Origin of the sequence: Streptomyces sp. NPDC002779, from assembly GCF_042888685.1 — a bacterium.
Lineage (GTDB): Bacteria > Actinomycetota > Actinomycetes > Streptomycetales > Streptomycetaceae > Streptomyces.
In genome coordinates, this window is record NZ_JBIAQC010000008.1 from 345,242 (window position 1) to 372,216 (window position 26,975).

Annotated in this window: 26 protein-coding genes and 1 pseudogene; 13 read left to right on the forward strand and 14 right to left on the reverse strand. The window is 73.4% G+C overall.

The window, feature by feature from the left end; genetic code table 11:
* Window positions 1–42 precede the first annotated feature (42 nt).
* The 4 genes from ACFYW5_RS24290 to ACFYW5_RS24305 form a co-directional block, all read right to left on the reverse strand.
* Entirely contained in the window at window positions 43–1,446 is a 1,404-nt protein-coding gene (locus ACFYW5_RS24290) for an NAD(P)/FAD-dependent oxidoreductase (protein WP_389419164.1), read from the reverse strand.
* Complete coding sequence (locus ACFYW5_RS24295; protein ID WP_389419165.1) at window positions 1,439–1,741, reverse strand: (2Fe-2S)-binding protein; 303 nt, start codon at window positions 1,739–1,741, stop codon at window positions 1,439–1,441. The genes ACFYW5_RS24290 and ACFYW5_RS24295 overlap by 8 nt, the downstream gene beginning before the upstream one ends.
* Window positions 1,738–2,895: an NAD(P)/FAD-dependent oxidoreductase gene (locus ACFYW5_RS24300; RefSeq protein ID WP_389419166.1), complete on the reverse strand. Its 1,158-nt coding sequence runs from the start codon at window positions 2,893–2,895 to the stop codon at window positions 1,738–1,740. Before ACFYW5_RS24300 ends, ACFYW5_RS24295 begins: the two co-directional genes overlap by 4 nt.
* Window positions 2,896–2,971: 76 nt before the next feature.
* Complete coding sequence (locus ACFYW5_RS24305; protein ID WP_389419167.1) at window positions 2,972–3,643, reverse strand: hypothetical protein; 672 nt, start codon at window positions 3,641–3,643, stop codon at window positions 2,972–2,974.
* Window positions 3,644–3,867: 224 nt separating this feature from the next.
* Between ACFYW5_RS24305 and ACFYW5_RS24310 the strand changes: the two genes are divergently transcribed.
* From ACFYW5_RS24310 to ACFYW5_RS24320, 3 genes are all read left to right on the forward strand, one after another.
* Window positions 3,868–4,518, forward strand: a complete 651-nt coding sequence (locus ACFYW5_RS24310; RefSeq protein ID WP_389419168.1) for a helix-turn-helix domain-containing protein — start codon at window positions 3,868–3,870, stop codon at window positions 4,516–4,518.
* 32 nt (window positions 4,519–4,550) lie between these two features.
* The gene (locus tag ACFYW5_RS24315; protein WP_389419224.1) at window positions 4,551–5,081 is read left to right on the forward strand and encodes a toxin-antitoxin system, toxin component; all 531 of its coding nucleotides are present in this window, start codon (window positions 4,551–4,553) and stop codon (window positions 5,079–5,081) included.
* Between the two features lie 168 nt (window positions 5,082–5,249).
* A complete protein-coding gene (locus ACFYW5_RS24320) occupies window positions 5,250–5,486 on the forward strand; it encodes a hypothetical protein (protein ID WP_389419169.1) in 237 nt (78 codons plus the stop codon).
* 6 nt (window positions 5,487–5,492) lie between these two features.
* On the opposite strand, the gene ACFYW5_RS24325 is transcribed toward ACFYW5_RS24320, so the two are convergent.
* A complete protein-coding gene (locus ACFYW5_RS24325) occupies window positions 5,493–6,170 on the reverse strand; it encodes a 4'-phosphopantetheinyl transferase (RefSeq protein ID WP_389419170.1) in 678 nt (225 codons plus the stop codon).
* A complete protein-coding gene (locus ACFYW5_RS24330; protein WP_389419171.1) occupies window positions 6,167–7,027 on the reverse strand; it encodes a metallophosphoesterase family protein in 861 nt (286 codons plus the stop codon). Before ACFYW5_RS24330 ends, ACFYW5_RS24325 begins: the two co-directional genes overlap by 4 nt.
* 302 nt (window positions 7,028–7,329) lie before the next feature.
* Between ACFYW5_RS24330 and ACFYW5_RS24335 the strand changes: the two genes are divergently transcribed.
* Window positions 7,330–8,490 (forward strand): ATP-grasp domain-containing protein, encoded by a 1,161-nt coding sequence (locus ACFYW5_RS24335; protein ID WP_389419172.1) that lies wholly within the window; start codon window positions 7,330–7,332, stop codon window positions 8,488–8,490.
* Window positions 8,491–8,516: 26 nt separating this feature from the next.
* Here the strand turns inward: ACFYW5_RS24335 and ACFYW5_RS24340 are convergent, their stop codons facing one another.
* Both ACFYW5_RS24340 and ACFYW5_RS24345 read right to left on the reverse strand, forming a co-directional pair.
* Window positions 8,517–9,398: a sulfotransferase family protein gene (locus ACFYW5_RS24340; protein ID WP_389419173.1), complete on the reverse strand. Its 882-nt coding sequence runs from the start codon at window positions 9,396–9,398 to the stop codon at window positions 8,517–8,519.
* 173 nt (window positions 9,399–9,571) lie between these two features.
* Window positions 9,572–10,912, reverse strand: coding sequence for a 6-phospho-beta-glucosidase (locus ACFYW5_RS24345; protein WP_389419174.1), 1,341 nt, complete (start codon window positions 10,910–10,912; stop codon window positions 9,572–9,574).
* A 104-nt stretch (window positions 10,913–11,016) separates the two neighbouring features.
* Between ACFYW5_RS24345 and ACFYW5_RS24350 the strand changes: the two are divergent.
* Both ACFYW5_RS24350 and ACFYW5_RS24355 read left to right on the forward strand, forming a co-directional pair.
* Window positions 11,017–11,538 (forward strand): annotated as a pseudogene (locus tag ACFYW5_RS24350) (DUF4981 domain-containing protein); the annotation flags it as partial.
* Window positions 11,539–11,576: 38 nt separating this feature from the next.
* Entirely contained in the window at window positions 11,577–12,407 is an 831-nt protein-coding gene (locus tag ACFYW5_RS24355) for a PaaX family transcriptional regulator C-terminal domain-containing protein (protein ID WP_389419175.1), read from the forward strand.
* Here ACFYW5_RS24355 and ACFYW5_RS24360 read toward each other — a convergent pair.
* Genes ACFYW5_RS24360 through ACFYW5_RS24375 form a run of 4 tightly spaced genes read right to left on the reverse strand, consistent with a single transcriptional unit; the run spans window position 12,398 to window position 16,152 of the window.
* Window positions 12,398–12,853 carry a MaoC family dehydratase gene (locus tag ACFYW5_RS24360; RefSeq protein ID WP_389419176.1) on the reverse strand — a complete coding sequence of 152 codons (456 nt, stop codon included), beginning with the start codon at window positions 12,851–12,853 and terminating at the stop codon, window positions 12,398–12,400. The two genes, ACFYW5_RS24355 and ACFYW5_RS24360, sit on opposite strands and share 10 nt — an antisense overlap.
* Window positions 12,850–14,349, reverse strand: a complete 1,500-nt coding sequence (menE, locus tag ACFYW5_RS24365; protein WP_389419177.1) for an o-succinylbenzoate--CoA ligase — start codon at window positions 14,347–14,349, stop codon at window positions 12,850–12,852. The genes ACFYW5_RS24360 and menE overlap by 4 nt, the downstream gene beginning before the upstream one ends.
* 10 nt (window positions 14,350–14,359) lie before the next feature.
* Window positions 14,360–15,235, reverse strand: coding sequence for an amidohydrolase family protein (locus ACFYW5_RS24370; RefSeq protein ID WP_389419178.1), 876 nt, complete (start codon window positions 15,233–15,235; stop codon window positions 14,360–14,362).
* Window positions 15,235–16,152 carry an SDR family NAD(P)-dependent oxidoreductase gene (locus ACFYW5_RS24375; protein ID WP_389419179.1) on the reverse strand — a complete coding sequence of 306 codons (918 nt, stop codon included), beginning with the start codon at window positions 16,150–16,152 and terminating at the stop codon, window positions 15,235–15,237. Before ACFYW5_RS24375 ends, ACFYW5_RS24370 begins: the two co-directional genes overlap by 1 nt.
* A gap of 140 nt (window positions 16,153–16,292) precedes the next feature.
* Here ACFYW5_RS24375 and ACFYW5_RS24380 point away from each other — a divergent pair, with 140 nt between their 5' ends.
* The 4 genes from ACFYW5_RS24380 to ACFYW5_RS24395 all read left to right on the forward strand — a co-directional run bounded on the left by ACFYW5_RS24380 (window position 16,293) and on the right by ACFYW5_RS24395 (window position 20,213).
* Window positions 16,293–16,754, forward strand: coding sequence for a MarR family winged helix-turn-helix transcriptional regulator (locus ACFYW5_RS24380; protein WP_389419180.1), 462 nt, complete (start codon window positions 16,293–16,295; stop codon window positions 16,752–16,754).
* A gap of 89 nt (window positions 16,755–16,843) precedes the next feature.
* Window positions 16,844–18,181, forward strand: coding sequence for an MFS transporter (locus ACFYW5_RS24385; RefSeq protein WP_389419181.1), 1,338 nt, complete (start codon window positions 16,844–16,846; stop codon window positions 18,179–18,181).
* Window positions 18,178–19,464, forward strand: coding sequence for an alpha/beta hydrolase family protein (locus ACFYW5_RS24390; RefSeq protein WP_389419182.1), 1,287 nt, complete (start codon window positions 18,178–18,180; stop codon window positions 19,462–19,464). Before ACFYW5_RS24385 ends, ACFYW5_RS24390 begins: the two co-directional genes overlap by 4 nt.
* Window positions 19,461–20,213, forward strand: coding sequence for an IclR family transcriptional regulator (locus ACFYW5_RS24395; protein ID WP_389419183.1), 753 nt, complete (start codon window positions 19,461–19,463; stop codon window positions 20,211–20,213). Before ACFYW5_RS24390 ends, ACFYW5_RS24395 begins: the two co-directional genes overlap by 4 nt.
* Window positions 20,214–20,217: 4 nt before the next feature.
* Here the strand turns inward: ACFYW5_RS24395 and ACFYW5_RS24400 are convergent, their stop codons facing one another.
* Complete coding sequence (locus ACFYW5_RS24400; protein WP_389419184.1) at window positions 20,218–21,993, reverse strand: sulfatase-like hydrolase/transferase; 1,776 nt, start codon at window positions 21,991–21,993, stop codon at window positions 20,218–20,220.
* Between the two features lie 248 nt (window positions 21,994–22,241).
* Here ACFYW5_RS24400 and ACFYW5_RS24405 point away from each other — a divergent pair, with 248 nt between their 5' ends.
* On the forward strand, window positions 22,242–23,432 hold the full coding sequence (locus ACFYW5_RS24405) for a sensor histidine kinase (RefSeq protein ID WP_389419185.1): 1,191 nt from the start codon (window positions 22,242–22,244) through the stop codon (window positions 23,430–23,432).
* A complete protein-coding gene (locus ACFYW5_RS24410; protein WP_389419186.1) occupies window positions 23,429–24,103 on the forward strand; it encodes a response regulator in 675 nt (224 codons plus the stop codon). Before ACFYW5_RS24405 ends, ACFYW5_RS24410 begins: the two co-directional genes overlap by 4 nt.
* On the opposite strand, the gene ACFYW5_RS24415 is transcribed toward ACFYW5_RS24410, so the two are convergent.
* The gene (locus ACFYW5_RS24415) at window positions 24,061–24,507 is read right to left on the reverse strand and encodes a VOC family protein (protein WP_389419187.1); all 447 of its coding nucleotides are present in this window, start codon (window positions 24,505–24,507) and stop codon (window positions 24,061–24,063) included. The two genes, ACFYW5_RS24410 and ACFYW5_RS24415, sit on opposite strands and share 43 nt — an antisense overlap.
* 214 nt (window positions 24,508–24,721) lie before the next feature.
* Here ACFYW5_RS24415 and ACFYW5_RS24420 point away from each other — a divergent pair, with 214 nt between their 5' ends.
* Window positions 24,722–26,827: an MMPL family transporter gene (locus tag ACFYW5_RS24420; protein WP_389419188.1), complete on the forward strand. Its 2,106-nt coding sequence runs from the start codon at window positions 24,722–24,724 to the stop codon at window positions 26,825–26,827.
* Window positions 26,828–26,975: the final 148 nt, after the last annotated feature.

Here is a 26,975-nt window from a genome sequence, read left to right on the forward strand (position 1 = left end):
AAGCAGCTCAAGTGCGCTGGGAAGCATGGGTGCGGGGTGTGATCAGTCGCCGTCACCGTCCGTGTCCCCGGCTCGCGCCAGCACCCCGAGCGGCACGGGCCGGGCGAACGGTCGGCGCGACGGGGTGAGCGCGCACCCGGCGAGTCCGGCGACCGCCGGTCCGCACACCCGCCCCTGGCACCAGCCCATCTCCGCCCGGGTCAGCAGCTTCACGGTCCGCGCGTCCCCGGCTCCGAGTCCGGCGACGGCCTCGCGGATCGCGCCGCCGGTGACCTCCTCGCACCGGCACACCACGGTGTCGTCGGTGACCAGCTCGGCCCAGTGGGCGGGCGGGGCGTACACGGTGTCCAGGGCGGCGAAGAAGGCGCGCAGCCGGGTCCGGGCCCGGGTGGCCGCCGCCCACACGCGCGGGTCGGGTGCGGTGCCGTGCAGCCGGGCGGCGGCGGAGCGGCCCGCGATGTGCCCCTCGGCGAGCGAGAGGGCCGAGCCGCCGATGCCGGTGGTCTCGCCCGCCGCCCAGACGCCGGGGACGTCGGTGCGCTGCTCGTCGTCGACGTGGACGGCGAGTCCGTCGAGCCGGCAGCCCAGGGTCTCGGCGAGGTCGGTGCCCGGGAGCATGCCGTGCCCCACGGCGAGGGTGGCGCAGGCGATACGGCGCCCGGTGCCCGGCCTGACCCGCCCGGCACGGTCGAGCGCGGCCACGGTCACCGCCTCCAGCCGTGCGGTGCCGTGCGCCTCGACCACGGTGTGCCGGGTGAGCGTCGGCACCCGGTGCCGGAGCAGCCGTGCCGCGTACCCGGCGCCCTCGACGACCTTGCCGGGCTCGGCGAGCAGTGCCCGGGACCGGCGTACGAAGGCCGCCGGGTCGGCGGAGTCGACCAGCGCGGCCACCTCGACGCCCGCCGCGGCGAGCCCGGTCGCCACCGGCAGCAGCAGTGGCCCGGTCCCGGCGACCACGGCGGTACGGCCGGACACCGCGAGGCCGCCCTTGAGCATGGCCTGCGCGCCGCCCGCGGTGACGACACCGGGGAGGGTCCAGCCGGGGAAGGGCAGCACCTTCTCGTAGCCACCGGTGGCCAGCAGGACGGCGTCGGCGCGCACCTCCGCCGGGTCCCGCTGCTCGGGGCCGACCAGGGCGTGCACGGTGAATCCGCGGCGCCGGCGCTCGACCAGCCACACGTGATGATTCGTCAACTGCCGTACCAAACCGGCTTTTTCGTGGGCGTTCAGCCCGTCACGCAGCCGTTCCCAGGTGTGCCACTGGTGATGCAGGGCCTGGGGGCGGCGGGCGCGCAGGGCGGCCGGGGGGCGGCGGTAGAACTGGCCGCCCGCCTCCGCCGCCGCGTCGATCAGGGTGACCCGCAGACCGTGGGCGGCGGCCGCGACGGTCGCGGCGAGGCCCGCCGGGCCCGCGCCGATCACCGCGAGGTGGGGTCGTTCAGTCATCGTGGCCGGTCCCCTCCTGGGTGCGGATCGCGTCGCCCGGGTGCAGGGGGACCAGGCAGGCGCGTTGGTTGGGGCGGTCGTTGACGGTCACCAGGCAGTCGAAGCAGATGCCGATGCCGCAGAAGACGCCGCGCGGGCGGCCCTCGCCCCGGGTGGTGCGCCAGGAGGTGACCCCGGCCGTCCAGAGCGCGGCGGCCACGGTCTGGCCGGGCAGGGCCTCGATCTCCCGGCCGTCGAGCGTGACCGTGAAGGCGGGGCCGGGGCGGGCTCCGGCCAGGTCCAGGGGCGTTCTCACGCGGCCTCCGCGGGCTCGGGGAAGCGGTCGGGCCGGAACGGCGCCAGGCTCAGGTCGGGGGTCTTCCCGGCGAGCGCCTGGGCGATGAGGTGCCCGGTGCCGGTGGCGAGGCCGATGCCGGCGCCCTCGTGTCCGCAGGCGTGGTGCAGGCCGGGAACCCGGGGGTCGGGGCCGATGGCGGGCAGGTGGTCGGGGAGGTACGGGCGGAAGCCGAGGTAGGAGCGCAGGACGCGGACGTCCGCCAGGGCGGGGAAGAGCCGGGTCGCGCCGGCCGCCAACTCCCTGACGGCGGGCAGCGAGAAGCTCCGGTCGAAGCCGACGCGCTCCCGGCCGGCGCCGATCAGCACCGGGCCGGCGGCCGTTCCCTCCACGACCGGTGAGGTCTGGAGCGCGGCCGAGTCGCTGGCGACGTCGGCCACGTAGTCGGCGGCGTACACCTTGTGCCGGATCAGGCGCGGCAGGGGTTCGGTGACGAGGACGAAGCCGCGGCGCGGGAGGACCGGCAGGTGGGCGCCGGCGAGGGCGGCCAGTTCACCGCCCCAGGTGCCGGTGGCGTTGACGACCGCCGGGGCGTGGATGTCGCCGCGGTCGGTGCGGACGCCGCGTACCGCGCCGGCGGGGGTGCGGGGGACGGCCGTGACGGTACGGCCGATGAGGAGCCGGGCGCCGGAGGCGCGGAGCAGGTGGGCGGCTGCCAGCGCGGGCATCACCTGGGCGTCCTGCGGGTAGTGCATGCCGCCCGGCAGGCCGGGGGCGAGGTGGGGTTCCAGGTCGTACAGGGCCTCGCCGGTGGCCGGCCGGGCGAGGACCCCGGCGGCGCGCTGGCCGTCGGCGAGGCGCTGGAGCGCGGTGAGGCCTTCGGGGGAAGAGGCCACGACGAGGCCGCCCTTGGCCTCGTACTCCATGGACTCGCCGTGTTCCCGGGCCAGTTCGGCCCACAGGCGGCCCGACAGGAGCGCGAGGTCGAGTTCGGGGCCGGGCTCCTTGTCGGAGACGAGGAGGTTGCCCTCCCCCGCTCCGGTCGTGCCGCCGGCCACCGGGCCGCGGTCGACCACGATGACGTCGAGTCCGGCCCGGACGGCGTACAGCGCGCAGGCGGCGCCCACCATCCCGGCCCCGACGACCACGACGTCGCAGGTCAGTCGCATGCTCACGGCAGTACTATGTCACATGGCTCTGCTACGGGGAATGACAAGGCGCCGTCGGCGACCTGAACGCCGACGGTGCCCGTCAGACCTCGGGGGCGGGCACCACGCTCAGGTGGGCCGCCGTGCGCCGCGGACGTCCGGCTCTGCGGGAGGGGTGGGCGGGGCGGCGCGCCTCGCGCAGCACCAGGGTCATCCGCGTGTAACCCATGTCCTTGAGGACGCCCGGCGTCTCGTCGACGATCCGGCAGTCGGTGGCGCCCCAGCGGGGGTCCGGGTGCAGCAGCGGCCGGACGGCACCGTCGTGCGCGAGGGCCTGCTCGCCGACCGTGCGGATCCAGTGCGGCAGGCCGTGCCGGTAGGCGGCCTCCATGATGGGGTCCTGGGCGATGTCCCGGCGGATGGCCTGCAGGCCGTGGTCGTGGCCGTGCCGCTCCACGGCGGCGGCGAAGTTCGCGAGCATCGGCAGGCACCAGCGGGACTCGTGCTCGCCGAGGACCGTGCCCGCGTCGGGGTGGAAGAGCACGAACCGGAGGAAGTTGTCACCGGGCATGGCCGTCGGATGCGGGCCCACCCCACGGAAAAGTGACGCGAAAGCGGCGTTGGCCAGGACGACGTCCCAGCGGTGGTCGAGCACGACGGAGGGGAAGGACCCGGCCTCCAGGAGGGTCGCGCAGTCCTGGAGATAGGCCTGGGTCTCCGGATCGCCGGGGACGGGCCGCGGTGCCGATCGCTGCCCTCCTGCCTGATATGCCATCGGGAGGTCACCCCTCTTGCCTGTGCGGCCTTGACGCGGCGCCCCGATCCTGCTGCCCCGACGCAAGCGGTGTCAACTATCGTGGCATTTCATGCCGGTTGACGGCTGAAATTGGCCACAGTTGTGGCGAGACCTGGATGTGAGTTCGAACCACCCGCTACTCTCCGGGAAGTTCACACGCGACCGCTGGTGAGAAGACGGTGAGAGACGTAGGAGTTCTGTCGGTGACGGGTGGCTTCGAGGGTCCGGGCGCCACGGGGACGGCGGCACTGCCGGCCGTCGTCGCTCGCGTGACCGCGCTGGCCGACCGGCTGGGCGTGCCGCACACCGACGTCTTCGACACCGGCCGGCTGTCCGTCGCCTCCGGTGTCCCCGAACCCGTGGTCAAGGCGCTGCTGCGCGGCCGGCCCGCGGGTGAACCCGACGTCCAGGCCCGCTTCCTCCAGCGGCTGGACCTGTTGCGGCGCACCCGGCTGAAGCCCAACGGCCGCAAGTACACCCAGCAGGAGATCGCCGACGGGGCGGGCATGTCGCGGCAGCAGGCGGGCGCCCTGATCAACGGCGACCGGCGCCCCACCATGGAGCACTGCGACGCCATCCAGCGCTTCTTCCGGGTGCACGCGGGCTTCCTCACCGCGGAGGACCCCGAGGCGCTCGCGGGCGCCCTGCAGCGCACCGAACAGGAGCTCCTCCAGCAACTCGCCGAGCGGGAGGCGGCCGTCGCGGCCGTGGACCCGCTGGAGCGGCTGCTCCAGGACCACGGCGTGCGCGGGATCGCCTGGCGGGCCGCGCAACTGCCCACCGACCAGCATCGCGACAAGGTCGCCGAATGGCTGGACATGCTCCTGGAGAGCGTCAAGCGGCCCGAGTCGTGACCCGGGGGAGAACTGTGGGCATCCGTAGGGACATGCACCGCCTGTGCGGCGAACTGGTCGGCGAGCTGGAGCTCCCGGCTCCGGCCCACCCGGCGGACCTGTACGGCGCGCTGTGCGCGGCGATGGCCAGACGCCGTGGCCGCCCGGTCCGCTTCCGCACGGCCGCCTTCCCGGCCGGCACCGCGAGCGGGCTGTGGCTCGACATGGCCGACCAGGACCTCGTGGTGATCGAGGAACGCACCGCTCCGGACCATCAGTTGGTGATCCTCGGTCACGAGTTGTGGCACATGAAGGCCGGGCACAGCGGCCACCACATCGACGGCGCGGCGGTGGCGGCCCGGCTGCTCCAGGACGACGCCCAGCTGGAGGCGACGGTACGGCAGGTGGCGGCGCGCAGCCGCTTCGATCTGACCGACGAGCAGGAGGCGGAGAGCTTCGGGCTGCTGCTCGCCAGCAAGTGCCGTACCTGGCTCGCGGGTTCGACGCTGCGCGGACCGGTGCGCCAGGACCGGCTGGCGGGCCGTATCGAGGCGTCGCTCGGGTACCGGGGCCCGCAGGGCTGAGCGCCTGGCACGGCAGGTCAGGGGCAGGCCAGGGGCGGCTTTCAGCACCGCTGAGTGGGCGAACCGGCGAGTGGTCCCGGCCCGGTTGTCAGTGGTGGACGGCAAGCTGGTGGTGCGCCCTCATCCGCGGGGCGGGACAGACGACGCCGACTTGGGGAGAGCCGACCGATGCCCACCGCCGTACTGACGGACCGCGAACGCATCGCCGTGCAGGCGTATCTGCGGCTGCTGCACACCGTGCGGGCCGCCTTCGACGCCGCCGGAGGACCGCCCGCTGATCCCCGGCCACCCGTGGTGCCGCCCGGTGTGCTCGCGGAGGCGGAGCGCGCCCTGGCGGACGCCGGCCTGACCGGCAACGAGGAGGAGTTCTTCCGGCTCCTGCAGAGCTGGTGCCGGGAGCCGTGAGGCGGCTCAGCCGTGCGGCACCGTGACGGCCGTGGCGACCAGGCCGTGCTCGACGGTCCAGCGGCCCTCGAAGACGCCCACGCGCCGGGCACCGACCAGGGGGCCCGGGACGAGCAGCGTGGCGCTGAAGCCGCCGCCGGGCCGTCCGTCCGCGTCGGCGTGGAGGTCGATGTCGGCCTCGGTGAACTCCAGCCACTTGCCGGTGAGGGGGAACCACGCCTTGTAGACGGACTCCTTGGCGCTGAACAGCAGCCGGTCCCAGCGGATCTCGGGCCGTTCGCGGGACAGCCTGAGCACCCGCTGGGCCTCGCCGGGCAGCGCCACGGCGGCCAATACCCCGTCCGGGAGGGGCGCGTTGGGCTCGGCGTCGATGCCGAGGGAGGCCAGGTCCCCGGCGCGGACCAGGGCGGCGGCGCAGTAGCCGTCGCAGTGGGTCATGCTGCCGGCCAGGCCCTCGGGCCAGCGCGGGGCGCCCCGGTCGCCGGGCACGAGCGGCTGCGGCGCCACTCCGAGCTTCTCCATGGCCCGGCGGGCGCAGACGCGTACGGCGGCGAACTCCCGGCGGCGCTTGTCCACCGCCCGCGCCACGACGGCCGCCTCCTCGGGGTACAGGGCGGCCTCGGCGTCCTCCTCGCCGTACGCCTCCACGGTCACCACCGCGTCCGGCAGCAGCTCCTCGATCACGGGGCCCCGACCTCCCTGGGCAGTATGCGGCGCAGCCGCCCCGGCGGTTCCGGGCGCTTGCGCCACTCGCGCGGGTAGCCCACCGACACCTCCTCGAAGCGGACGCCGTCGTGCCAGGTGGTCCGCGGGATGTGCAGATGGCCGTAGACCATGGTCTCCACCCGGAACCTGCGGTGCCAGTCCGCGGTCAGCTCGGTGCCGCACCACATGGCGAATTCGGGATGCCAGAGGATCTCCATGGGGTGCCGGTCGAGCGGGTAGTGGTTGATCAGGACCGTGGGCAGATCGCCGGGGAGCGCGGCGAGGCGGCGTGCGGTCTCGGCGACCCGGGCCCGGCACCAGGCCTCGCGGGAGGGGTAGGGGTCGGGGTGCAGCAGATACTCGTCGTTGCAGACGATGCCGGTGCCCTGCGCGTACTGCAGCCCCTGTTCCTTGGTGGCGCAGCCGGCCGGCAGGAAGGAGTAGTCGTACAGCAGGAACAGCGGGGCGACGGCCACGGGGCCGCCGGTGCCCTCCCAGACGAGGTACGGGTCCTCGGGAGTGATCACGCCGAGCTCGCGGCACAGGGCGACCAGGTACTCGTAGCGGGCGACGCCGCGCAGGGTGACGGGGTCCCGGGGGTGGGTCCACAACTCGTGGTTGCCGGGGGCCCAGATGACCTTGCTGAAGCGTCCGGAGAGCGTGTGCAGCGCCCATCGGATGTCGGCCACGGTCTCCGCGACGTCACCGGCGACCACCAGCCAGTCGTCGTCGCTCTCCGGGCGCATCTTCTCGACCAGGGCGCGGTTCTCTTCGTAGCCGATGTGCAGGTCACTGATGGCCAGCAGCTGTCCGGCACCACCGGCCGTCGACGCCACCTCTCGTCCCCCTCCGCGCGTGGAAAGCACCACGAGAACACATTCGCGGGTCCGGTACAAGGCGGGTTCCCGCCTGCGGCGGGCGGGCAGGGGCGCGACCACGGTGTCCCATGATCCGCCCGGCCATGATCGGGAATTCCGTAACACGCATGTTGCACGCGGGGCCTCCGCGGGGCCGTATGATCGCCTCAACACCACCGCCATGCACATCCCTTCGCAGGGGGCGGTTTGGTGTACCTCCAAACTCCTTGGCCGGGCACGGCCTGCTTCGCCGTGCCCGCACACCCTGAAAGGCGGCCTGCATGGTCTCTCGCGTACGCGTCTGGCTCAACCGCACGTACGCGGAGAACGTGTTCTTCATGGATCAGCTGCGCCGAAATCCCGGCGACCGGGCCGTCGAGATCCATGCCACGCACGGCGACGCCGACTCCCCCGTGCTGGCCGCCGCCGACACCGCCGAGCTGGAGCCGGAGGGCCTGTCCCCGGCCGGGTACGTCGAGTACGCCCTCGATCAGTGCCAGCGCCGCGGCATCGACGTGTTCGTGCCGCGGCTGCACCAGTCGGCGGTGGTCGCGCACCGCGCGGAGTTCGCGGCGGTCGGTACGGCCCTGCTGGCGCCGCCGCCGGAGGCGGTGGCCGTCTTCCACGACAAGGTGATCGCGTACGAGGCGGTCCAGGCGATCGGGGTGCCGGTGCCGCCGTGGTGGCGGGTGCGCGGCGCCGAGGAGCTGGTCGCCGCGGTCGAGGAGCTGGAGGCCGCCGGGCACAAGGCGTGCTTCAAGCCGGCGTCCGGGGCGGGCGGGGTGGGCTTCCGCGTGATCACCCGCGCTCCCTTCTCGATGGCGCAGCTCAACGGCTTCCCGAGCCCGTACGTACCGCTGGATCTGGTGGTGGACGCCCTCGCGCAGGCCGAGGAGGAGGTCGACTGGCTGGTCATGCCGCGCCTGGAGCAGCCGGAGGTGTCGGTGGACTGTCTCACCGGCCCCGACAACCGGATCCGGATGGCGGTGGGCCGCACGAAGAACGGCCGCCGTCGCGGGTTCACGCTCCACGAGCAGTGGCTGGAGCCGGCCCGGGCGATCGCCGAGGGGTTCGGGCTGCACTACCTGTCCAACATCCAGTTCCGGATGTTCGGCGACCGGCCCGTGCTGATGGATGTCAACACGCGCCCCGCGGGCGGTCTGCACCAGCTGTCGCTGTGCGGGATCAACGCGCCGTGGGCCGCTGTTCAGCTGGCGCTCGGGGAGGACCCGGGGGAGGTGGCGCCGCCGTTCCTCGGGCAGGACTACACGGTCGTCTCCGGGCTCCGGCCCCTGCGGGGCGTCTCGCTGCCCCAGCCGCGTGTGGAGGAGCCCCAGCAACGCGTGGAGGGGCCCCAGCAGGCCCTGCCCGCCCTCCCCTCCCCCGTCGGCTCCCCCGTCAACTCCGCTGCGGGGAGGGCGAGTCAGGCCCTGCCGCTGTAGAAGGCCGCCGCTCGGGAGCGGGGGCCCTAGACCTCGTACCCCCATGCCTTCGCGATCTCCCGCAGACGCGGCGGCAGTTCGGCCGTCGGGTCGGCCGTGCGGGCGGGCTGGATGCGGCCGGACTTGATGGTGCTGCTCCAGTCGCCGAGCTGCGGCCGGAACCTGCCGTGGTCCTTGCTGCCGTAGTCGAGCATGCCGCTCTCCCACTCGACGCCCAGGTACGCGCACAGGGCCCGGGTCGCCTTCTCCGGCTCCGCGGTGAGCTCCTCGTACGTCACCACATGGGCGTCCAGCGTCCGGCGCGCCTCCTCCAGTTTCTCGGAGTAGTTCAGCACCTCCGCCAGGATCTCCGCGTGGTCGGGATCCTTGCGGCGCTCGGTCAGGGACGCGATGATCGCGCCCGGGTGCCGCAGCAGCAGGATGTAGCGGGCGTTCGGCCAACATCGGTGCAGCCGGGGCCAGATGAGGGTGTTCGGCGGCGTCTTGTCGACGATGACGTCCTTGCCGCTGCGGGTGAGTTCGAGGTGCATCACCCGGTCCCAGAGCAGGTGTTCCAGCTCGGTCTTGTCCAGTTCCAGCGCCTTCATGGCGTCCGCGGTGAAGCTGCGGGTCAACTGGACGTGGACGGTGCGCAGATGCATCTCGTGCGGGGCGCGGATCCGGCTGTGGCTGTTCAGCAGTACCCGCAGCAGGGTCGAGCCCGAGCGCACCGAGGACAGCACGAACACCGGGGAGTCCACCAGGCGCGGGGCGCGCGGGGCCTCGTAGGTCGGCTGCTCGGGCTGCGTCTCGGCCCGGGGGGCGGGAATGGCGTCGAGGGTGCGGCGTGGCGGGCTCACCGCCTGGATCATCAGCCTGCCCCGACGCCTGAGCCCCTTGCCGATCACGGCTTTGCGCGAGTCTCGCACCGTCACACCTTTCTCTTGCGTCTGCCCCCGCATCCCAGAGGCAGAAGGCGAACTCCAGGTGTCCGGAAGGCAAAGCGCCAGGGCCGCGGAGGCCCCGATTCCGGAGGTGACCTGGTGGTTTACCGCTTCCTTAAATCTTCATGGGAGTTCGGTGCCCGACGCGGCACGAGCGCTCACCGGAGGTAGGCCAGGCCGGGGTGGACCGAGGTGTAGCCCTCGACCAGATCGCGGGCGATGTTCACCGAGTCGACCAGCGGGTGCAGGGCGAAGGCCTTGACGGCCGTCGCCCGGGAACCGGACTCGGCGGCGGCCAGCACTTCCCGCTCCACCGCCTTGACCGAGCAGACCAGCCCGGTGGCGTGGCCGGGCAGCGGGTCGACGGCGACGGGATGGGCGCCGTTGGCGTCGACCAGACAGGGGACCTCGATGACGGCGTCGCGGTCGAGGACGGACAGCGTGTGCTGGTTGCGGACGTTCAGGATGAGGGTGGTGCGCTCGTCCCGGGCGATGGCCCGCATCAGGGCGAGGGCGACCTTCTCGTAGCCGCCGGACAGGTCGTCGGCGGCACGCTCGCCGGCGCCCGCGCTCTCCCGGTTCTCCGCCATGTACGTGGCCTCGCGCTCGGCGCGGGTGCGGTCCCAGGCGGCCAGTGCCGCGGCGTCCGGGTCGGTCATCTCGTCGTAGAAACGGGCCTGTTGGTCGCGGAGGAAGGCGCCGCGGGTCTGCTCGGCCCGCTGGTAGGAGCGTACGGCCTCGCGGTTGAAGTAGTAGTAGTGCAGGTATTCGTTGGGGATCGCGCCGAGGGACCGCAGCCAGTCGGGGCCGAAGAGCTTGCCCTCCTCGAAGGAGCCGAGCAGGGCGGGGTCGGCGAGCAGGCGCGGGAGTTCGTCCCGGCCGGCGACGCGCAGACCGCGGACCCAGCCGAGGTGGTTGAGGCCGACGTAGTCGATCCACGCCTCGGCCGGGTTGCGCACGCCGAGCACGCGGGCGATACGGCGGCCGAGGCCGACCGGGGAGTCGCAGATGCCGATGACGCGGTCGCCGAGGTGGCGGGACATGGCCTCGGTGACCAGGCCCGCTGGGTTGGTGAAGTTGATGACCCAGGCGCCGGGCGCGAGCCGGGCCACCCGCCGGGCGATGTCGACGGCCACCGGCACGGTCCGCAGGCCGTATGCGATACCACCGGCGCCCACGGTCTCCTGTCCGAGCACACCCTCGGCGAGGGCCACCCGCTCGTCGTTCGCCCGGCCCTCCAGTCCGCCGACGCGGATCGCGGAGAAGACGAAGTCGGCGCCGCGCAGCGCCTCGTCGAGGTCGGTGGTGGCGGTGACCTCGGGCGCATCGGACACCTGGGCGGCCTGTTCCGCCAGTACCCGGGTGATGGCGGAGAGCCGTCGCGGATCCAGGTCGTGCAGCACGACCCGCGTCACCCGCCCGGCGCCCCGGTCCCCGAGCAGCGCCCCGTACACGAGCGGCACCCGGAATCCGCCGCCGCCCAGAATCGTCAGCTTCACGTCTGCACCTGCTGTCGTCGCTCTGCCAGCTCCGCACAGACATTACGCGTCCTTCCCCGGCGTCCCCCGCGCGTCGCGCCGACGCTGTCCGACGGAACGGACCGGACCACTGGGCCGCCATCGAGTCGACGCCCGGTCTTCGGGGCGGCTTCATCCGGGAGCCCCGGAGCCCCGGAATTCTGCTCCGCGTGACAGACGGCAGACCCGCTGGGCGCTCCGGCGCCGGGCTGGACGACGACGGCTCCGTCGCGGACGGGTTCGTCCTTCCCGACCGCACGCCCAGGCCGGTGCTGCACGGGCACCGGGAGATCGCGGCACCGGTGCTGTTGCGGGCCTTCCGGCACGAGGGTCTGGTGGTGCGGAACCACCGGTGCGTCCGTGGCCTGGGCCGGCTGGCCGGGCAGTGGGAGCTGGCCCTCGCCGACGGCCGCACCCTGACCGCTCCGGCCGTACTGCCCGATCTCCGGCCCGGCGAGACGGCGGCGGTGCCGCTGCCGTTCGAGCTGCCCGGGGACGGGGGCGAGGCCTGGGTGACCCTGCGGGTGACCACGAAGGACGACGAGCCGTGGGGCCCGCGCGGCACCGAGGTGTGCGCGCCCCGGCTGCGACTGGGGGCGGCGCCCGTCGGGCCCGCCACCCGGTACCTCGGGTTACCGTGGGCCGCGTGACCACGGAAGAGTCGCTGCGGCCCCAGTCCCTCATGCTGACGTTCCTGGGCGAGCAGGTGCTCGGCCGGGACGTGTGCGTGTACTCGGGCAGCGTCATCGAGGTCTTCGCCCGCGCCGGGATCGGCGAGCAGGCGACGCGGTCCACGCTCACCCGCATGGTCAACCGCGGTCTGCTGCGCCGGCAGCGCGAGGGCCGGCGGATGTACTTCGGGCTCACCGACCGCTCGACGGCCGTCCTGCGCGACGGCGAGCGCAGGATCTGGCACGCCGGCGCGGTGAACCGGCTGTGGGACGGCACCTGGACGCTGCTCGGCTTCTCGCTCCCCGAGTCCTGGCAGCGCCAGCGTCACGACCTGCGATCGCAGCTCACCTGGAGCGGCTTCGGACCGCTGTTCAACGGCCTGTGGATCGCCCCGGGCGAGGTCGATGTGTCGGCCCTGGTCGCCGAACTCGGCCTGTCGGCCCATGTGAAGGTCTTCCGCGCGCACGCGGACGCCGGCATGGACATCGGCGCCATGATCGAGGAGACCTGGGAACTGTCCGAACTGGCCGCCCGCTACGAGGCGTTCGTGACCCGTTGGCTGCCGTGGGAGACGGACGCCCCGGGTGCCGACGACGCTCTCACGCTGCGGCTGCGGGCGCAGACGGAGTGGCTGCGGCTGATCCGCCGGGACCCCCGGCTGCCGGTCCGCCATCTGCCCGAGGACTGGCCGGCGGACCGGGCCGAGAAGACGTTCCGCTCGGTGCACGAGCGGCTGACGCCGCTCGCGGACGCCGCGGCGGCACGGCTTCTCGACCTGGTGCCGGTGCGCCGGGATCAGGCGTAGAACCGCGACAGGCTCCGCAGCACGGCAGCGGGCTTCGTGCCGCCCTCGATCTCGATCGTGCCGTCCACGGCGATCTGCACCCCGCCGGGCACCTCCTGGACCTCGGCGAGCACGGCGGCCAGGCGGATGCGTGCGCCCGCCTTCACGGGTGCGGGGAAACGCACCTTGTCCAGGCCGTAGTTGACCTTCGTGGTGACGCCCCGGACGTCGAGGAGTTCGGTGAACAGGGGGATGAAGAGGGAGAGGGTGAGGTAGCCGTGGGCGATGGGGGCGCCGAAGGGGCCCGCCTTGGCCCGCTCGGGGTCCACGTGGATCCACTGGTGGTCGCCGGTGGCGTCGGCGAAGGTGTCGATGCGGCCTTGGGTGACCTCGATCCACTCGCTGGTGCCGAGGTGGGCGCCGGCCAGCTTCCTGAGTTCGTCGAGGCCGTTCACGGTGATGCTCATGGGGTTCCTTCACTGTTGCCGTACCGACTGCGCAGACGGGACTTGAGGAGTTTTCCGGAGGCGGTGCGCGGGAGCTCGTCGGCGAGGACCACCGACTTCGGGATCTTGTACTTGGCGAGGTGTCCGGTCAGGGACGCGAGGAGGTCACCGGGGTCGGGGGCGGCGCCCTCGCGGGGGACGACGACCGCGCGCGGGACCTCGCCCCACTTGTCGTCGGGCACGCCGATGACCGCGCACTCGGCGATGTCCGGGTGGGCGAGGAGCAGGTCCTCGATCTCGGCGGGGTAGATGTTCTCGCCCCCGGAGATGATCATGTCCTTAATGCGGTCGACGATGACGACATAGCCGTCCTCGTCGGTGCGGGCCGCGTCCCCGCTGCGGAACCAGCCGTCCGCGAAGGAGGCGGCCGTCTCCTCGGGCAGCCCCCAGTAGCCGGACATGACGTGCGGCCCGCGCACGACCACCTCCCCCGTCTCGCCGACGTCGGCCGGCGTCAGGTCCGGGCGCACCACCCGCACATCGCTGAAGAAGTGCGGCACCCCCGCCGAACCCGCCTTGCTCACCGCGTGTTCTGCGTCGAGGAAGAGGGCGCCGGGCGAGGTCTCGGTCATGCCGTACCCCTGGAGGAAGGTCAGCCCGCGCTCCTGGTAGGCGGCGATCAGCGGGGTCGGCACCGGGGAGCCGCCGCAGGTCAGGATCCGCAGGGAGGACAGGTCGGCGTCCGCCCAGCGCGGGTGCCGGGCCAGCTGGTCGAACATGGTGGGCACCCCGAACATGAAGCTGATCCGGTGCCGTTCGACCAGGTCGAAGGTGGCGTCCGGGTCGAAGGCCCCGGTCAGGACGCAGGTGCCGCCCTTGAGCAGCACCGGAAGCGTGAGCATGTTCAGCCCCGCGGTGTGGAACAACGGGGCGCTGACCAGGGCCCGTTCGTCGGTGAGCAGGTCGGTGTCGACGAGGACGTTGACCGCGTTCCAGGTGAGGTTGCCGTGGCTGAGCATGGCGCCCTTGGGGCGGCCGGTCGTCCCCGAGGTGTACATGATCATGCAGATGTCGTCGGCGCCGACCGGTTCGTCGATGGGGGTGGTGTCGGCCGAGGCCAGCAACTCCTCGTATGCGGCGCCCACTTCGACGTAGACCCGGATGTCCGTGCGCCGCACGCTCGGTGACGGGCTCCCGTGGATCAGCGCCTTGGCTCCGGAGTCGGCGAGCTGGTAGGCGATCTCGGGTTCGGCGAGCCGGGTGTTGAGCGGGACGAAGACCGCGCCGAGTGTGCCCGCGGCGAACAGGGTCTCCAGGAAGCAGGGGTGGTTGGGGCCGAGGTAGGCGATCCGGTCGCCGCGGCGCAGGCCCCGGGCGCGCAGGGCCTGGGCGAGGCGGGTGGTGCGGTCGTACAGCGTGGCGTAGGTGACGGCGGTGTCGCCGTGGACCAGGGCAGTGCGGTGCGGGGTCTTGCGGGCCCGGCGTGCGGGCCACGATCCCGTTCCCTCGTTGCGCATCCGGCACCCCTTACGGTGTGCTCAGCCCGAGCAGGCGGGCGGCGTTCTCCTTGAGGATCTTCGGCCTGACCTCGTCCTTGATCTCCAGCTTCGCGAAGTCCGCGAGCCAGCGGTCGGGGGTGAGGACGGGAAAGTCCGAGCCGAAGAGGACCTTGTCCTGCAGCAGGGTGTTGGCGTACCGCACGAGCTGCGGCGGGAAGTACTTCGGTGACCAGCCGGACAGGTCGATGTGCACGCCGGGCTTGTGGCCGGCGACGGCGAGGGCCTCGTCCTGCCAGGGGAAGGACGGGTGCGCCAGGATGATCTTCAGGTGGGGGAAGTCGGCCGCCACGTCGTCGACGTGCAGGGGGTTGGAGTACTTCAGGCGGATCCCGCCGCCGCCCGGCACGCCCGCGCCGATGCCGGTCTGGCCCGTGTGGAACAGGGCGATCGTGCCCGTCTCCTCGATCACCTCGTACAGGGCGTACGCCACCGAGCGGTCGTTCGGGAAGAACCCCTGGATGCTGGGGTGGAACTTGAACCCCTTCACGCCGTACTCCTCGACCAGGCGGCGGGCCTGCCGCACGCCCGCCCGGCCGCGGAAGGGGTCGATGGAGGCGAAGGGGATGAGGACGTCGGAGTTGGCGGCGGCGGCCTCCGCGACCTCCTCGTTGGGGATGGGCGGGGTGCCGGTGGCGGACTCGGCGTCCACCGTGAAGATCACGGCGGCCATGTTCCGCTCGCGGTAATGGGCGGCCGTCTCCTCCAGGGTCGGCTTGCGGTTGCCCGCCACCTTGAAGTAGGCGGAGGAGGCGTCGTGCAGATGGTCCGCGAGCGAGGAGTGGCCCGTGGACGACACCTCGGCGTGGGTGTGGACGTCGATCGCGGTCAGCGCCTGGAGGTCCATCACGCCTCCGGGAGCCGGGGCGCGGGGATGCCGACCGTCTGGAGTTCGGCGCCGACCGAGGCGGGGAAGGCGTCGGCCAGGGAGTCGGGGGTCCAGCCGCCGTCGGCGTAGGCGGTGCTGATCTCCCGCGGATGCGACCACAGGGCCACCTTGTCGCCGCCGATGCCGATGCACTGGCCGGTCACCGAGCGGGCCGCCGCGGAGGCGAGGAAGGGGACGAGGGCCGCGCAGTCCTCGGGGGTGCCGAAGCCCTCGCCCTTGCGGAGGACGCCGGGGAGGGGTTCGCCGTTGCGCAGGGCCTCGATGTAGGGCGCGAAGGCGGGGACGGTCTCGGTCATGGCGGTCGCGGCGACCGGCACGATCGCGTTGACGGTGATGTGCGCGCGGCCCAGCTCCATCGCCCAGGTGCGGGCCATGGCGGCGATGCCCGCCTTGGCCGCCGCGTAGTTGGTCTGCCCGAAGTTGCCGCGCTGCCCGGCCGGGGAGCCGACCAGGATCAGGGTGCCGCCCTCACCCTGCTCGCGCATCCGGACGGCGGCGGCGCGGGCGCAGGTGAAGGTGCCCCTGAGGTGGGTGGTGAGCACGGCGTCGAAGTCGTCGTCGGTCATCTTCCACAGCACCTTGTCGCGCAGGATGCCGGCGTTGGTGACCAGCACGTCGAGGCGGCCGAACTCGCCGACGGCACGGTCGACGAGGCGGTCGGCGGCCTCGGCCGTACCGACCGCCACCGCTTCGGCGACGGCCGTGCCGCCGGCCTCGCGGATCGACTTCGCGGCCTGTTCGGCGACGGTCCCGTCGAGGTCGTTGACGACCACCGAGGCGCCGTGGGCGGCCAGGGCGTGCGCATAGGCGAGGCCGAGGCCCCGGCCGCTGCCGGTGACGACGGCGGCCTTGCCGGTGAGATCGATGCTGGGCACAGCTGAGTCCTTCCATGGGGTGCGAAAGCGGGGACTGCGTGAGCGAGAGCGGGGACTGCGTGAGCGAGATCGAAGTTAAGAGCAATAATTGGTGACGTCAATAGTTGTCACCGACTGCCGGGCTGGGAAAGACTGACCCCATGAAGACCGACCCGATCGACGCGAACGAGCCATGGATGCGCGACCTGCACGCGGACACCGGCTACCTGCTCTACCGGCTGGGCCTGCGCTCCGGGCAGTTGTTCAACTCCTGCCTCCAGGAGTCCGGCCTGCGCCTGCGCCACTACGCGGTGCTGCGCTTCCTCGCCACCTGCGAGGGCGCCCTCCAGCGCGAACTCAGCGCCCGTCTCGGCTACGACCCGAGCGCGATCGTGGGCCTGGTCGACGACCTGGAGAAGGCGGGCTTCGCCGAGCGCCGCCCCTCCCCCGACGACCGCCGCAGCAGGATCGTCGTCCTGACCGGAGCCGGCCGCGCCTTCCTGCGGGACACCGACGAGGCGGGCCTGCGGGTGACCGAGGAACTCCTCGAACCGCTCGCGGCGGCCGAGCGCGAGACGCTGCACGCCCTGCTCCTGCGGATCGCCCAGGACGGACTGGCGTGACGACAAGAATGTTGTGCAAATGATTGACGGCTGCACGAGCACTGCCTAACTTCACGGGGGCATCGGCACCGTCCCCCAGGGAGCCCACCGTGCAGCCATCCCCGCCCGTCCCCGACTCCCGGCAGTTGCGCAGAGTCGCCCTGTCCGGCCTGCTCGGCACCGCCGTCGAGTTCTACGACTTCCTCGTCTACGGCACCGTCGCCGCGCTCGTCTTCGGCGAACTGTTCTTCCCCGACGCCGACCCCGCCGTCGGCACGATCGCCGCCTTCGGCACCTTCGCCGCCGGCTATCTGGCCCGCCCCGTCGGCGGCATCCTCTTCGGCCACTTCGGCGACCGCGTGGGCCGCAAGTCGATGATGCTGCTGACCATGCTGCTGATGGGCAGCGGGAGTTTTCTGATCGGTCTGCTGCCCACCTATGACGCGATCGGCGTCTGGGCGCCCGTGCTGCTGGTCCTGCTCCGCGTGGTGCAGGGCATCGCGATCGGCGGGGAGTGGGGCGGCGCCACCCTGATGGTCGTCGAGCACGCCGAGCGCACCCAGGGCGGGCGGCGCGGGCTGTGGTCCAGCTTCACCCAACTCGGCGCGCCACTGGGCTCGTTGCTCTCCGCCGGAGTGGTCACCGCGGTCTCCGCGCTGCCCGACGACGACTTCCGCTCCTGGGGCTGGCGGGTGCCGTTCCTACTGAGCGTGGTCCTGCTCGGCGTCGGCATGTTCGTCCGCCTCAAGGTCGCCGAGAGCCCTCTGTTCACCAAGCCCGCGCCGCGCGAGAAGCCACCGGTGCTGGAGGTCCTGCGGCGCCCCAAGCCGGTGCTGCTGGCCGCCTGCGTCGGCATCGGCGCCTTCACCGCGCAGTCACTGCTGACCAGCTTCATGATCACGTACGCGGTCGACGAGGGGTACAGCCGCTCGCAGGTGCTCACCGCGGTGACCGTCGCCTCCGGGGTCGCCCTGCTGGTCCTGCCCGCCGCCTCCGCCCTGTCCGACCGGGTCGGCCGCCGCCCGGTCGTGCTGTCCGGCGCCGTCGCCTCCGCCGCGCTCGCCTTCCCCGTCCTGGCCCTGGTCGAGTCAGGCTCCCCCGGCCTGCTGATCCTCGCCCTCGCGCTCGGCCACGGCGTGGCCCAGTCCACGATGTACGGCCCGCTGGGCGCCCTGCTCACCGAGATGTTCGGCACCCGGGTCCGCTACACCGGCGCCTCCCTCGGCTACCAGGGGGCCACCCTGCTCGGCGCCGGCTTCTCCCCGCTGATCGCCAGCAGTCTGCTCGCCTCGAACGGCGGTGACAGCACGCCCGTCTCCCTGCTGCTGTGCGGTGGCGCGGCGATCACCGCGCTGACCGTGTGGCGGATCCGCGAGACCCGGACCGACGCCCTGGAACCCGCCCCGGCCCGTTCCGCCACCCCCACCCCGGAAGGGACACCCCGTTGAGAACCCTGGTCGCCGTCGCACTGGCCGTCACCCTCACCACGGCCGCCGCCCCGCCCGCCGCGGACACCCACCTGGAGGGCCATCTCCCCTCGGGCGCGGCCTACTTGATGGACGTACCGGCGAACTGGAACGGCACGGTCCTGCTGTACAGCCACGGCTACCGGCCCGCCGGCTCGCCCAACCCGCCCCAAAACGCGCCCGACCCGGCCACCCGGGCCGAACTCCTGGACCAGGGGTACGCCTTGATCGGCTCCTCCTACGCCACCACCGGCTGGGCCGTGACCGACGCCGTCCCCGACCAGCTCGCCACGCTCGACGTCTTCACCGAGAAGTTCGGGCCGGCCGACGAGACCCTCGCCTGGGGCACGTCCTACGGCGGACTGGTCACGACCACGCTCGCCGAACGGCACGCCGACCGCTTCGACGGCTCGCTGTCGATGTGCGGCCTGGTGCAGGGCGGGGTGGCGAACTGGAACAGCACGCTGGACCCGGTGTTCGCGCTGGACACCCTGCTCGGCTCGGACGTCCGGCTCACCGGCTTCGCGGACCACACCGAGGCGCAGCACGCCGCCGCGTCGCTCGCCGCGGACCTGACGGCCGCCCGGCAGACCCCCGAGGGCCGCGCCCGGATCGCCCTCGCCGCCGCTCTGCACGGCATCCCCGGCGACGCCCTGCCCGGGCTCGTCCAGCTCCCCGCCTTCAGCTGGCGTCAGGAGGCGGAGACCCGGGCGGGCGGCAACCCGTCCTGGAACACGGGCGTCGACTACCCGGCCATGCTCCACCGCTCCCCGCTGTACAAGGAGGTCGCCGGCCTCTACAAGGAGGCGGACGTCTCCCTGCGCGAGGACCTCCACGCCCTGCGCCGGGCGCCCCGGGTCACCGCCGACGCCCCGGCCGTACGGTGGATGCGGGACACCAGCGTCCTCACCGGCCGTCTCACCGACCCCCAGCTGACCATCCACACCACCGGCGACACCCTGATCCCCGTCCAGGCGGAGAGCGCCTACCGCAGGGCCGCCACCGCGGCGGGCTCGGGAGCACTGCTGGCGCAGGCCTACGTCGACGCCGCCGGCCACTGCACGTTCACCCCGGGCGAGACGGTGGGCGCCCTGCACACGCTGCGGGCCCGGCTGGACACGGGCCGCTGGGACGCCTCGCCCCGTGCGCTCAACTCCCGTGCGCGGCAGACCGATTCCAGCACCGAGCCCCGCTACACCGGGTACAGTCCGGCCCCCTACCCCCACCCCTACGATCTGGCCCACCCGGGAGACGCCCGGCCATGACCCCTCGTTCCGCGCCCGACCGGCTGCTGTCCGTGCTCGCCGCCTTCGACCACGAGCATCCGGCGCTGAGCCTGACGGACATCAGCCGGCGGGCCGGGCTGAGCCTGACCACCGCACACCGTCTGGTGGGCGCCCTCACCGAGTGGGGCGCGCTGGAACGCGACCCGGGCGGCGTCTACCACGTGGGGCTGCGGCTGTGGGAGATCGCGGCACTGGCGCCGCGCGGCCTCGCCCTCCGGCAGGCCGCGCTGCCCTTCCTGGAGGACCTGTACGAAGCGACCCACGAGAACGTGCAGTTGGCGGTGCGGGACGGCCCGGAGGTCGTCTACATCGAGTGGCTCTCGGGCCGCTCGGCGGTCGGCGTCCACATCCGCGTCGGCGCCCGCTGGCCCCTGCACGCCACCGGGGTGGGCCTCGCCCTGCTGGCCCATGACGACCCGGCCCGCCAGGAGGAGTACTGCTCCGGGCCGCTGGCGTCCTTCACCCCGTACACGATCACCGACCCCGCCCGGCTGCGCCGCGAGCTGGCCGAAGTGCGCCGTACGGGAGTGGCGGTGAGCAGCCGTCAGGTCACCGACGACGCCCTGTCGGTGGCCGCGCCCGTACGGGGAACCGGCGGCGCGGTGGTCGCGGCGGTGTCGGTGGTGGTTCCCGAGGCCGACGCCCAGGTACCGGTGCTGGCCCCGGCCGTGCGGATCGCGGCGCGCGGGATCTCGCGCGCGCTGGGGTGGCTCCCCGAGGGGCGCTGAGCGCTCAGCCCAGCACCGTGCGGGCCAGGTACGTCACGTCCTTCCCCGCGTGCCGGGCGGTGGCCCGGCAGGCGAGGGTCGTGTCGGAGGTGACCTGGGCCGGGGTGATCCGCCAGCGGACCGTCAGATCGTCGCCCGCCCGCAGCAGCGGGGCGGTGACCGGGTCGAGGGCGCGGATGTCCCAGCCGCCGGGGGCGCCCAGGGTGAGGCGGGGGGCGGTCCACGGGCGGGCGGAGCCGTTGGCGAGGGTCGCGGTGACGAGGAGGTCCGGCGCCCGGCCGGTGACCTCCAGTGTCAGGCCGAAGGGTTTGCGGGGGTAGGTGGGCGACCAGGAGTCACGCATCAGCCGTACCAGCGCGTCCGCCTGGGCCGGGCGCGCCGACGCCAGGTCGTCCTGCTCGCCGGGGTCCCGGGACAGGTCGTACAGCTCCACGTCCCACTCGTCGTCGGGGACGCCGCGGTCCTGGCCCGGGGCGAAGCGCACCGCCTTCAGGTCGCCGCGGCGCAGCGCCTCCGCGAGCCGGCGGCCCCGGCCCCGGTCGACGGCGTCGGAGCGCGGGGTGACTCCGCTGTGATTGCGGTAGAAGTACAGGTGGTCGTGGCGGGCCGGGTGGCCGGAGCCGCGCAGCAGCGGGGCCAGCGAGAGGCCGTCGAGGTCCGTGGGGGCGGGGGCGCCGGCGAGGTCGGCGAGGGTGGGGAGCAGGTCGGTCAGCGGGGTGGGGCGGTCGGTGGTGCCGGCCGGGATGTGCCGCGGGGACCAGGCGATGAGCGGGACGCGGACGCCGCCCTCGTACAGGTTCCGTTTGTAGCCGCGCAACGGGCCGTTGGCGTCGAAGAGGTCGGGGTCGGTCCGGCCCTCCTCGTGCGGGCCGTTGTCGCTGGTGACCAGGACGAGGGTGCGGTCCGCCACGCCGAGCCGGGTGAGGCGGTCGACGACGTCGCCGACCAGCGCGTCGAAGGCGGTGACCTGGGCGGCGTGCCGCCGGTCGGGGCCCGGCCAGGGGCGGTCGCCGTACCCGCCGTCGTCGGGGGTGTGGCTGGGCGCGTGCGGCAGGGCCGGGGTCAGGTACAGCAGGAACGGCTCGGCGCGGTGCGCGTCCAGGAAGGCCAGCGCACGCTCCTTCAGCAGGTCGGGCGCGTACACCTCGCGGGCGCCGCCGCGGTTGGCGGGGATCTCCTGCCGGGTGCCGTTGTGCCACAGGTACTCGGGGAAGTAGTCGTGGGCGTGGCGGTGCCCGATGTAGCCGTGGAACTCCTCGAAACCTCGGGAGTTGGGGTGGCTGGGCTGGTCCGGCAGCTCGGGTCCGAAGCCCCACTTGCCGAAGATGCCGGTGCGGTAGCCGAGCGCGCGGAGCGCCTCGGCGAAGGTGAAGTCCCGTTCGGTCAGCGCCCCTTGGCCGCCCGGGCCCCAGGGGTTCTCGCGGACGGTGGCGTGCCCGGCGTGCAGTCCGGTGAGCACCGAGCAGCGCGAGGGCGCGCAGACGGGGGCGGTGGCGTAGGCGTCGGTGAAGCGCAGGCCCTCGGCGGCCAGGGCGTCCAGGCGGGGGGTGCGGATGAGCTTCTGGCCGTAGGCGCCGAGTTCACCGTGGCCGAGGTCGTCGGCGAGGATCACCACGAAGCTGAGCCGGTCCGTGCCGGAGCGCACGGCCGGCACGGCCGAGGCCTGCTTGCCGTCGGCCACCGGCACCGGCGGCTCGGGCCCCTCGTCGCACGCGGTGACCGCCCCGGCCGCGACCGGCACGGCGGCGGCCGCGGTGAGGACTCGGCGGCGGCTCGGCATACGTGACTCCTGGAGGCGGCGGGCAGGGCATCCGCAGACGATGGTGGTCGCAGCCGTCGGTCCATGACCATGCACACGCTGTGAACGCTCTGTTTCGACCTTTGAGAGGGAAAGGTCCTGACTCCTGGTTCCTTCTCCGCGGCATCGAAGCGATCACAAACGGAGGGCGGATATCCCTCTCACCGGTGAGGACGTCGCCCCGTCCGGCCTCCGATACTGGAACGGCCTCTTGCCCCGAGGAGCCGCCCATGTCCCCGCCGACCTGGCTCGCCCCCGCCGCCGCCCGGCTGCGCACGGCGAACCCGTACGTCGTCGACGCCGCGCTCGCCGCGCTGGTGCTGTTCGCCGCCTCCCTCCAGTGGCTCTTCCGGGACGACGGGGACCACAGGCTGACCTGGCAGGGCTGGCTGCTGGCCGCGGCCACCGCGCTGCCCCTGGTCTGGCGTCGCCGGGCGCCGTTCGCCACCGCGTGCGCGGTGTCGGTGGCCACCCCCGCGATGGCCTGGTACCACGCGCCCCCGCCGGACGTGATGTACGCCGGTCTGATCGTCCTGTACACGATGGCCGCCCAGGGCCGGGCCTGGCAGCGCCGGTTCATGCTCACGGGCTGGATCCTCGGGGTCGTGCTCACCATGCAGCACAAGGAGGAGCCGCTGCCCTTCGAGTACGCCTTCCAGCTGCTGAGCGTCGTCGGCGCGTACGGCCTCGGCATGCTCGCCCGGGTGCAGCGCGCCTACACCGCCGCCCTGGTGGACCGGACCCGGCGCCTGGAACGGGAGCGGGCCGCGGACACGGCTCGGGCGACGGCCCAGGAGCGGGCCCGGATCGCCCGGGACATGCACGACATCCTGGCCCACGCGGTGAGCCTGATGGTGGTGCAGGCCGAGGCGGGACCGGTGGTGATGCGCACCGATCCGGTCCGCGCGGAGGCGGCGTTCGACGCCATCGCGACGACCGGCCGGGACGCGATGTCGCAGCTGCGGCGGATCCTCGGCGTCCTGAAGGAGGAGGAGCGCGAGGGCGGGGCGCGGCGGCTGCCGCAGCCGGGCGTGGCGGCGCTGCCCGGCCTGGTCCGGCAGGTCACCGAGTCCACCGGGCTGCGGGTGGATCTGCGCAGCGCGGGGCAGCCGCGCCCGCTGCCGCCGGACACCGAGGTGGCCGCCTTCCGGATCGTGCAGGAGGCCCTCACCAATACCGTGAAGCACGCCTGCGCCTCCTCCGCTACCGTCGCTCTCGACTGGGCGGAGGACGCATTGACAGTGTCGGTGACGGACGACGGCCGTGGCCCCTCGGGACCGGGCGGCGGACACGGGCTGATCGGCATCCGTGAGCGCGCCGCGGCCTGCGGGGGCAGCGCCCGCGCCGGGCGCGGCCACGACGGCGGTTTCCAGGTCGTCGTACGGCTCCCGGCCGATGACCGGCAGGCGGCGCTGGGGTGAGCATCCGGGTGGTCGTCGCCGACGACCAGGAGCTGGTCCGCAGCGGTTTCAGCATGATCCTGGAGGCGCAGCCGGACATCGAGGTGGTCGCCGAGGCCGGGGACGGCGCCGAGGCGGTCGCCGCGGTGCGGCAGCACGCGCCCGACGTACTGCTCCTCGACATCCGGATGCCCGTCATGGACGGCCTGGAGGCGGCCCGGCGGGTGTGCGCGCAGTCCGCCTGCAAGGTGGTCATACTGACCACCTTCGACCTGGACGAGTACGTGTACGAGGCGCTGTACGCGGGCGCCAGCGGCTTTCTGCTGAAGGACGTCCGCCGCGACGACCTCGTTCACGCCGTCCGGGTGGTCGCGGCCGGCGACTCGCTGCTCGCCCCGACCGTGACCCGCCGGCTCGTCGCCGACCTGGTGCGCCGCCGGAGACAGGAGGCGGCCGCCGAGGTCACGCCCGAGCGCCTGGACGTCCTCACCGCCCGCGAGGCGGAGACGCTGCGGATGCTGGCCCGTGGACTGTCCAACGCGGAGATCGCCTCGGCCCTGTTCGTGAGCGAGCACACGGTGAAGACCCATGTCAGCAATGTGCTGAGCAAGCTGGGGCTGCGGGACCGGGTGCAGGCGGTGATCTGCGCCTACGAGACCGGTCTGGTGGCCCCCGGGGAGGATCGGTCCTGATCCTCCCCCAGCTCGGTGAAGAGGGTGAGCTGCAGCGCCCCCGGCGCCTGGAGCCGGGAGTTGAGCGAGTTCCAGGGCGTGCGCGTCGGCTCGGCGACGACCTCCGCCCCGGCCTCGGCCAGCTCCCGCGTCACCGCCGCGGAGTCGTCCACCTGGAACGCCACCCGGATGTGCCCGGCGACCCGCCGTCCGACCTCGACGTCGTCGATGAACTCCGCGTGGTTCGGATCGGTCAGCTCCAGCGTCGCCCGCCCCGCCTCCAGGATGCTCACCCGGCCGCCCGGCGAGGAGAACGCCGCTCTCTCGGGCAGGCCCAGGACATCCCGGTAGAAGTGCAGTGCGGCGTCGTAGTCCGCCGCGGTGACCACCAGGCGCAGCTCGCGGACTCCCGGTTCCTCGGACATCGGCACTCCTTCGTGATCAGCGGCTCCTGACCGGACAACTCCCGGGCCGGGCCGGATGATTCCCGCCGCCCCCTCCCTCGTACGAGTGAGTCCGGCCCGTTTCTCCCCCGTGCGACGGAGCCCGGCAAACCGCTCCCTCCGGCGATCCGGTGCGCCCCGGCCCGGGACCAACCTGAGAGCACATGTCCACCGTCCAACGGCCCCGGAGGCCCCCGTGCTCTCCACGCTCACCCGGGCGGCCACCCGCCGCCCGCTCACCGTCATCCTGCTCTGGCTGCTCTTCCTGCTGCTCGGCTTCGGCCTCGGCACGGGCGTCTTCGGGCGGCTCTCCGACGATGTGCCGGACGTCCCCGGCACCGAGTCGGAACTGGCCGAGCAGTACCTGTCCCGCCTGGACCCGACCGGGGAGACCGTCACCGCCGTCGTCGCGGGCGAATCGGTCGCCGACGCCGCCGTGCGCGCCCAGGTCGAACGGGCCGTCGCCGAGGTCCGGGAGATCGCCGGAGTGGCCGCCGTACCCGATCCGTACGGCACGCCGGGGCTCACCGCCCGGGACGGCCGGGCCCTGATCATCCCGGTCACCTTCGAGGGCGGCCTCGACGACGACGCCGAGGCGGACGCGACGGACGCCGCCGCCGAGCGCATCCGGCAGATCGAGGCGCCCGACGTCCATGTCAGCGGCGGTGAACTGCTCGGCAGGCAGCTCGGCGAACGGGCCCAGGAGGACGTCAAGAACGCCGAGTTGATCTCCCTGCCCGTCGTACTCGCCCTGCTGCTCGTCGTGTTCGGCGGGCTGCGGGCGGCCGCCCTGCCGCTGGTGATCGCGGTCAGCGGGATCGCGGGCGCGTTCCTCGCGCTGTTCGCGTTCAGCGAGGTCACCGACATCTCGGTCTACGCCATCCAGGTCACCACCATGCTCGGCCTCGGACTCGCCGTGGACTACGCCCTGTTGATGCTGGTGCGGTTCCGGGAGGAGCGCCGGCACACCGAGGACGTCGTGGCGGCCGTGCACCGCACGGTCGCCGCGGCCGGGCGGACCGTGCTGTTCTCCGGGCTCACGGTCGCCGTCAGCCTGACCGGGCTGCTGGTCTTCCCGAGCGTGTTCCTGCGCAGCATGGGTCTGGCGGTGGCCGCCGTGGTGGTCGTCGACATGCTCGCCGCGGTCACCCTGCTGCCCGCACTGCTGACGAGGTTCGGCGGGAAGATCCCGCCCGCGCGGGTCCGGCCGGATGCCGAGGAGGGCCGCCTCTTCGCCCGCCTGGCCCGGTTCGCCGCGCGCCGCCGGATCGCCGTGGTGGCCACCGTCGTGCCGGTCCTGCTGGTCCTGGCGCTGCCGGTCGCCGGGCTGACGATCAACCTCGGCGACGCCCGGCAGCTGCCCGCGAGCACCGAGGCGCGGCAGCTGTACGACACCGTCGAGGCCCACTTCCCGCCCGGTACCGGCGTCTCCCCGGTCACCGTCGTCGTCCGGCCCGGCACCGATCCGGCGACCGCCGAGCGGATCGGCGCGCTGTCCGGCGCCGAGTCCCGTCAGCTGCCGGGCGGCACCACGGTGGTGGAGGTCCGGCCGCCGGGCAGCGTCGACGGCGAGGCGGCGACCGGTCTCGTGGAGCGGATCCGGGAGCTGCGCGGCGACGAGCCGGTCGAGGTGACCGGGTCCGCGGCCCGGCTGGTGGACTTCCGGGAGATGCTCGCCGCACGGGCCCCCTGGGCCGCCGTGACCGTCCTCGGCGGCATCTTCGTGCTGCTGTTCGCCTTCACCGGGTCGGTGCTGATCCCGCTGCGCACCATCGCGACCACCCTGCTCAGTCTCGGCGCCGCGCTCGGTGCGGTGGTGTGGGTGTTCCAGGACGGGCATCTGGCCGGGCTGCTGGGCGCCGAGGGTCTGGGCGCGCTGAGCCTCACCGCGCCGCCGCTGATCATCGCCATCGCCTTCGGGCTCGCCATGGACTACGAGCTGTTCATCCTCGCCCGGATGCGTGAGGCCAGGGAGCGGGGCGAGGACGAGCGGGAGGCCGTGGTGACCGGGCTGCGCCGGTCCGGGCGCGTGGTGACCTGTGCCGCGCTGCTGCTGGCGATCGTCTTCGGTGCCTTCATGACGGGCGGCTTCTCGCCCATCCTCCAGATCGGCCTCGGGCTCACCCTGGCGGTGCTGATCGACGCCACCGTCGTACGGATGCTGCTGGTCCCGGCGACGATGGCGCTGCTCGGCCGCCGTGCCTGGTGGGCGCCCGGTCCGCTGCGGCGGCTCCATGACCGGTTCGGGCTGCGGGAGGCGGCGGCACCGGCGGCCGAGCCGCCCGTACCGACGAAGGTCTGAGGCGCACGGAATCTCATCCGGCGCACCGCCGGTTCACAGGTCCGCCCCAGGTCCGAGCGGCACGATGCAGGCGCAAACGTGGATGTACCAGGATGGCCTGCCGTGGGCGTCTCGCACGGTCCCCGCCGCCGCCCTCACGGCGGGCGCG

Excerpts from the sequence above, each read along its gene's own strand:
- ACFYW5_RS24290 (WP_389419164.1), bottom strand. The coding sequence starts at position 1,446 with ATGACTGAACGACCCCACCTCGCGGTGATCGGCGCGGGCCCGGCGGGC.
- ACFYW5_RS24305 (WP_389419167.1), bottom strand. The coding sequence starts at position 3,643 with ATGGCATATCAGGCAGGAGGGCAGCGATCGGCACCGCGGCCCGTCCCC.
- ACFYW5_RS24315 (WP_389419224.1), top strand. The coding sequence starts at position 4,551 with ATGCACCGCCTGTGCGGCGAACTGGTCGGCGAGCTGGAGCTCCCGGCT.
- ACFYW5_RS24320 (WP_389419169.1), top strand. The coding sequence starts at position 5,250 with ATGCCCACCGCCGTACTGACGGACCGCGAACGCATCGCCGTGCAGGCG.
- ACFYW5_RS24335 (WP_389419172.1), top strand. The coding sequence starts at position 7,330 with ATGGTCTCTCGCGTACGCGTCTGGCTCAACCGCACGTACGCGGAGAAC.
- ACFYW5_RS24360 (WP_389419176.1), bottom strand. The coding sequence starts at position 12,853 with ATGAGCATCACCGTGAACGGCCTCGACGAACTCAGGAAGCTGGCCGGC.
- menE (WP_389419177.1), bottom strand. The coding sequence starts at position 14,349 with ATGCGCAACGAGGGAACGGGATCGTGGCCCGCACGCCGGGCCCGCAAG.
- ACFYW5_RS24370 (WP_389419178.1), bottom strand. The coding sequence starts at position 15,235 with ATGGACCTCCAGGCGCTGACCGCGATCGACGTCCACACCCACGCCGAG.
- ACFYW5_RS24380 (WP_389419180.1), top strand. The coding sequence starts at position 16,293 with ATGAAGACCGACCCGATCGACGCGAACGAGCCATGGATGCGCGACCTG.
- ACFYW5_RS24395 (WP_389419183.1), top strand. The coding sequence starts at position 19,461 with ATGACCCCTCGTTCCGCGCCCGACCGGCTGCTGTCCGTGCTCGCCGCC.
- ACFYW5_RS24400 (WP_389419184.1), bottom strand. The coding sequence starts at position 21,993 with ATGCCGAGCCGCCGCCGAGTCCTCACCGCGGCCGCCGCCGTGCCGGTC.
- ACFYW5_RS24405 (WP_389419185.1), top strand. The coding sequence starts at position 22,242 with ATGTCCCCGCCGACCTGGCTCGCCCCCGCCGCCGCCCGGCTGCGCACG.
- ACFYW5_RS24415 (WP_389419187.1), bottom strand. The coding sequence starts at position 24,507 with ATGTCCGAGGAACCGGGAGTCCGCGAGCTGCGCCTGGTGGTCACCGCG.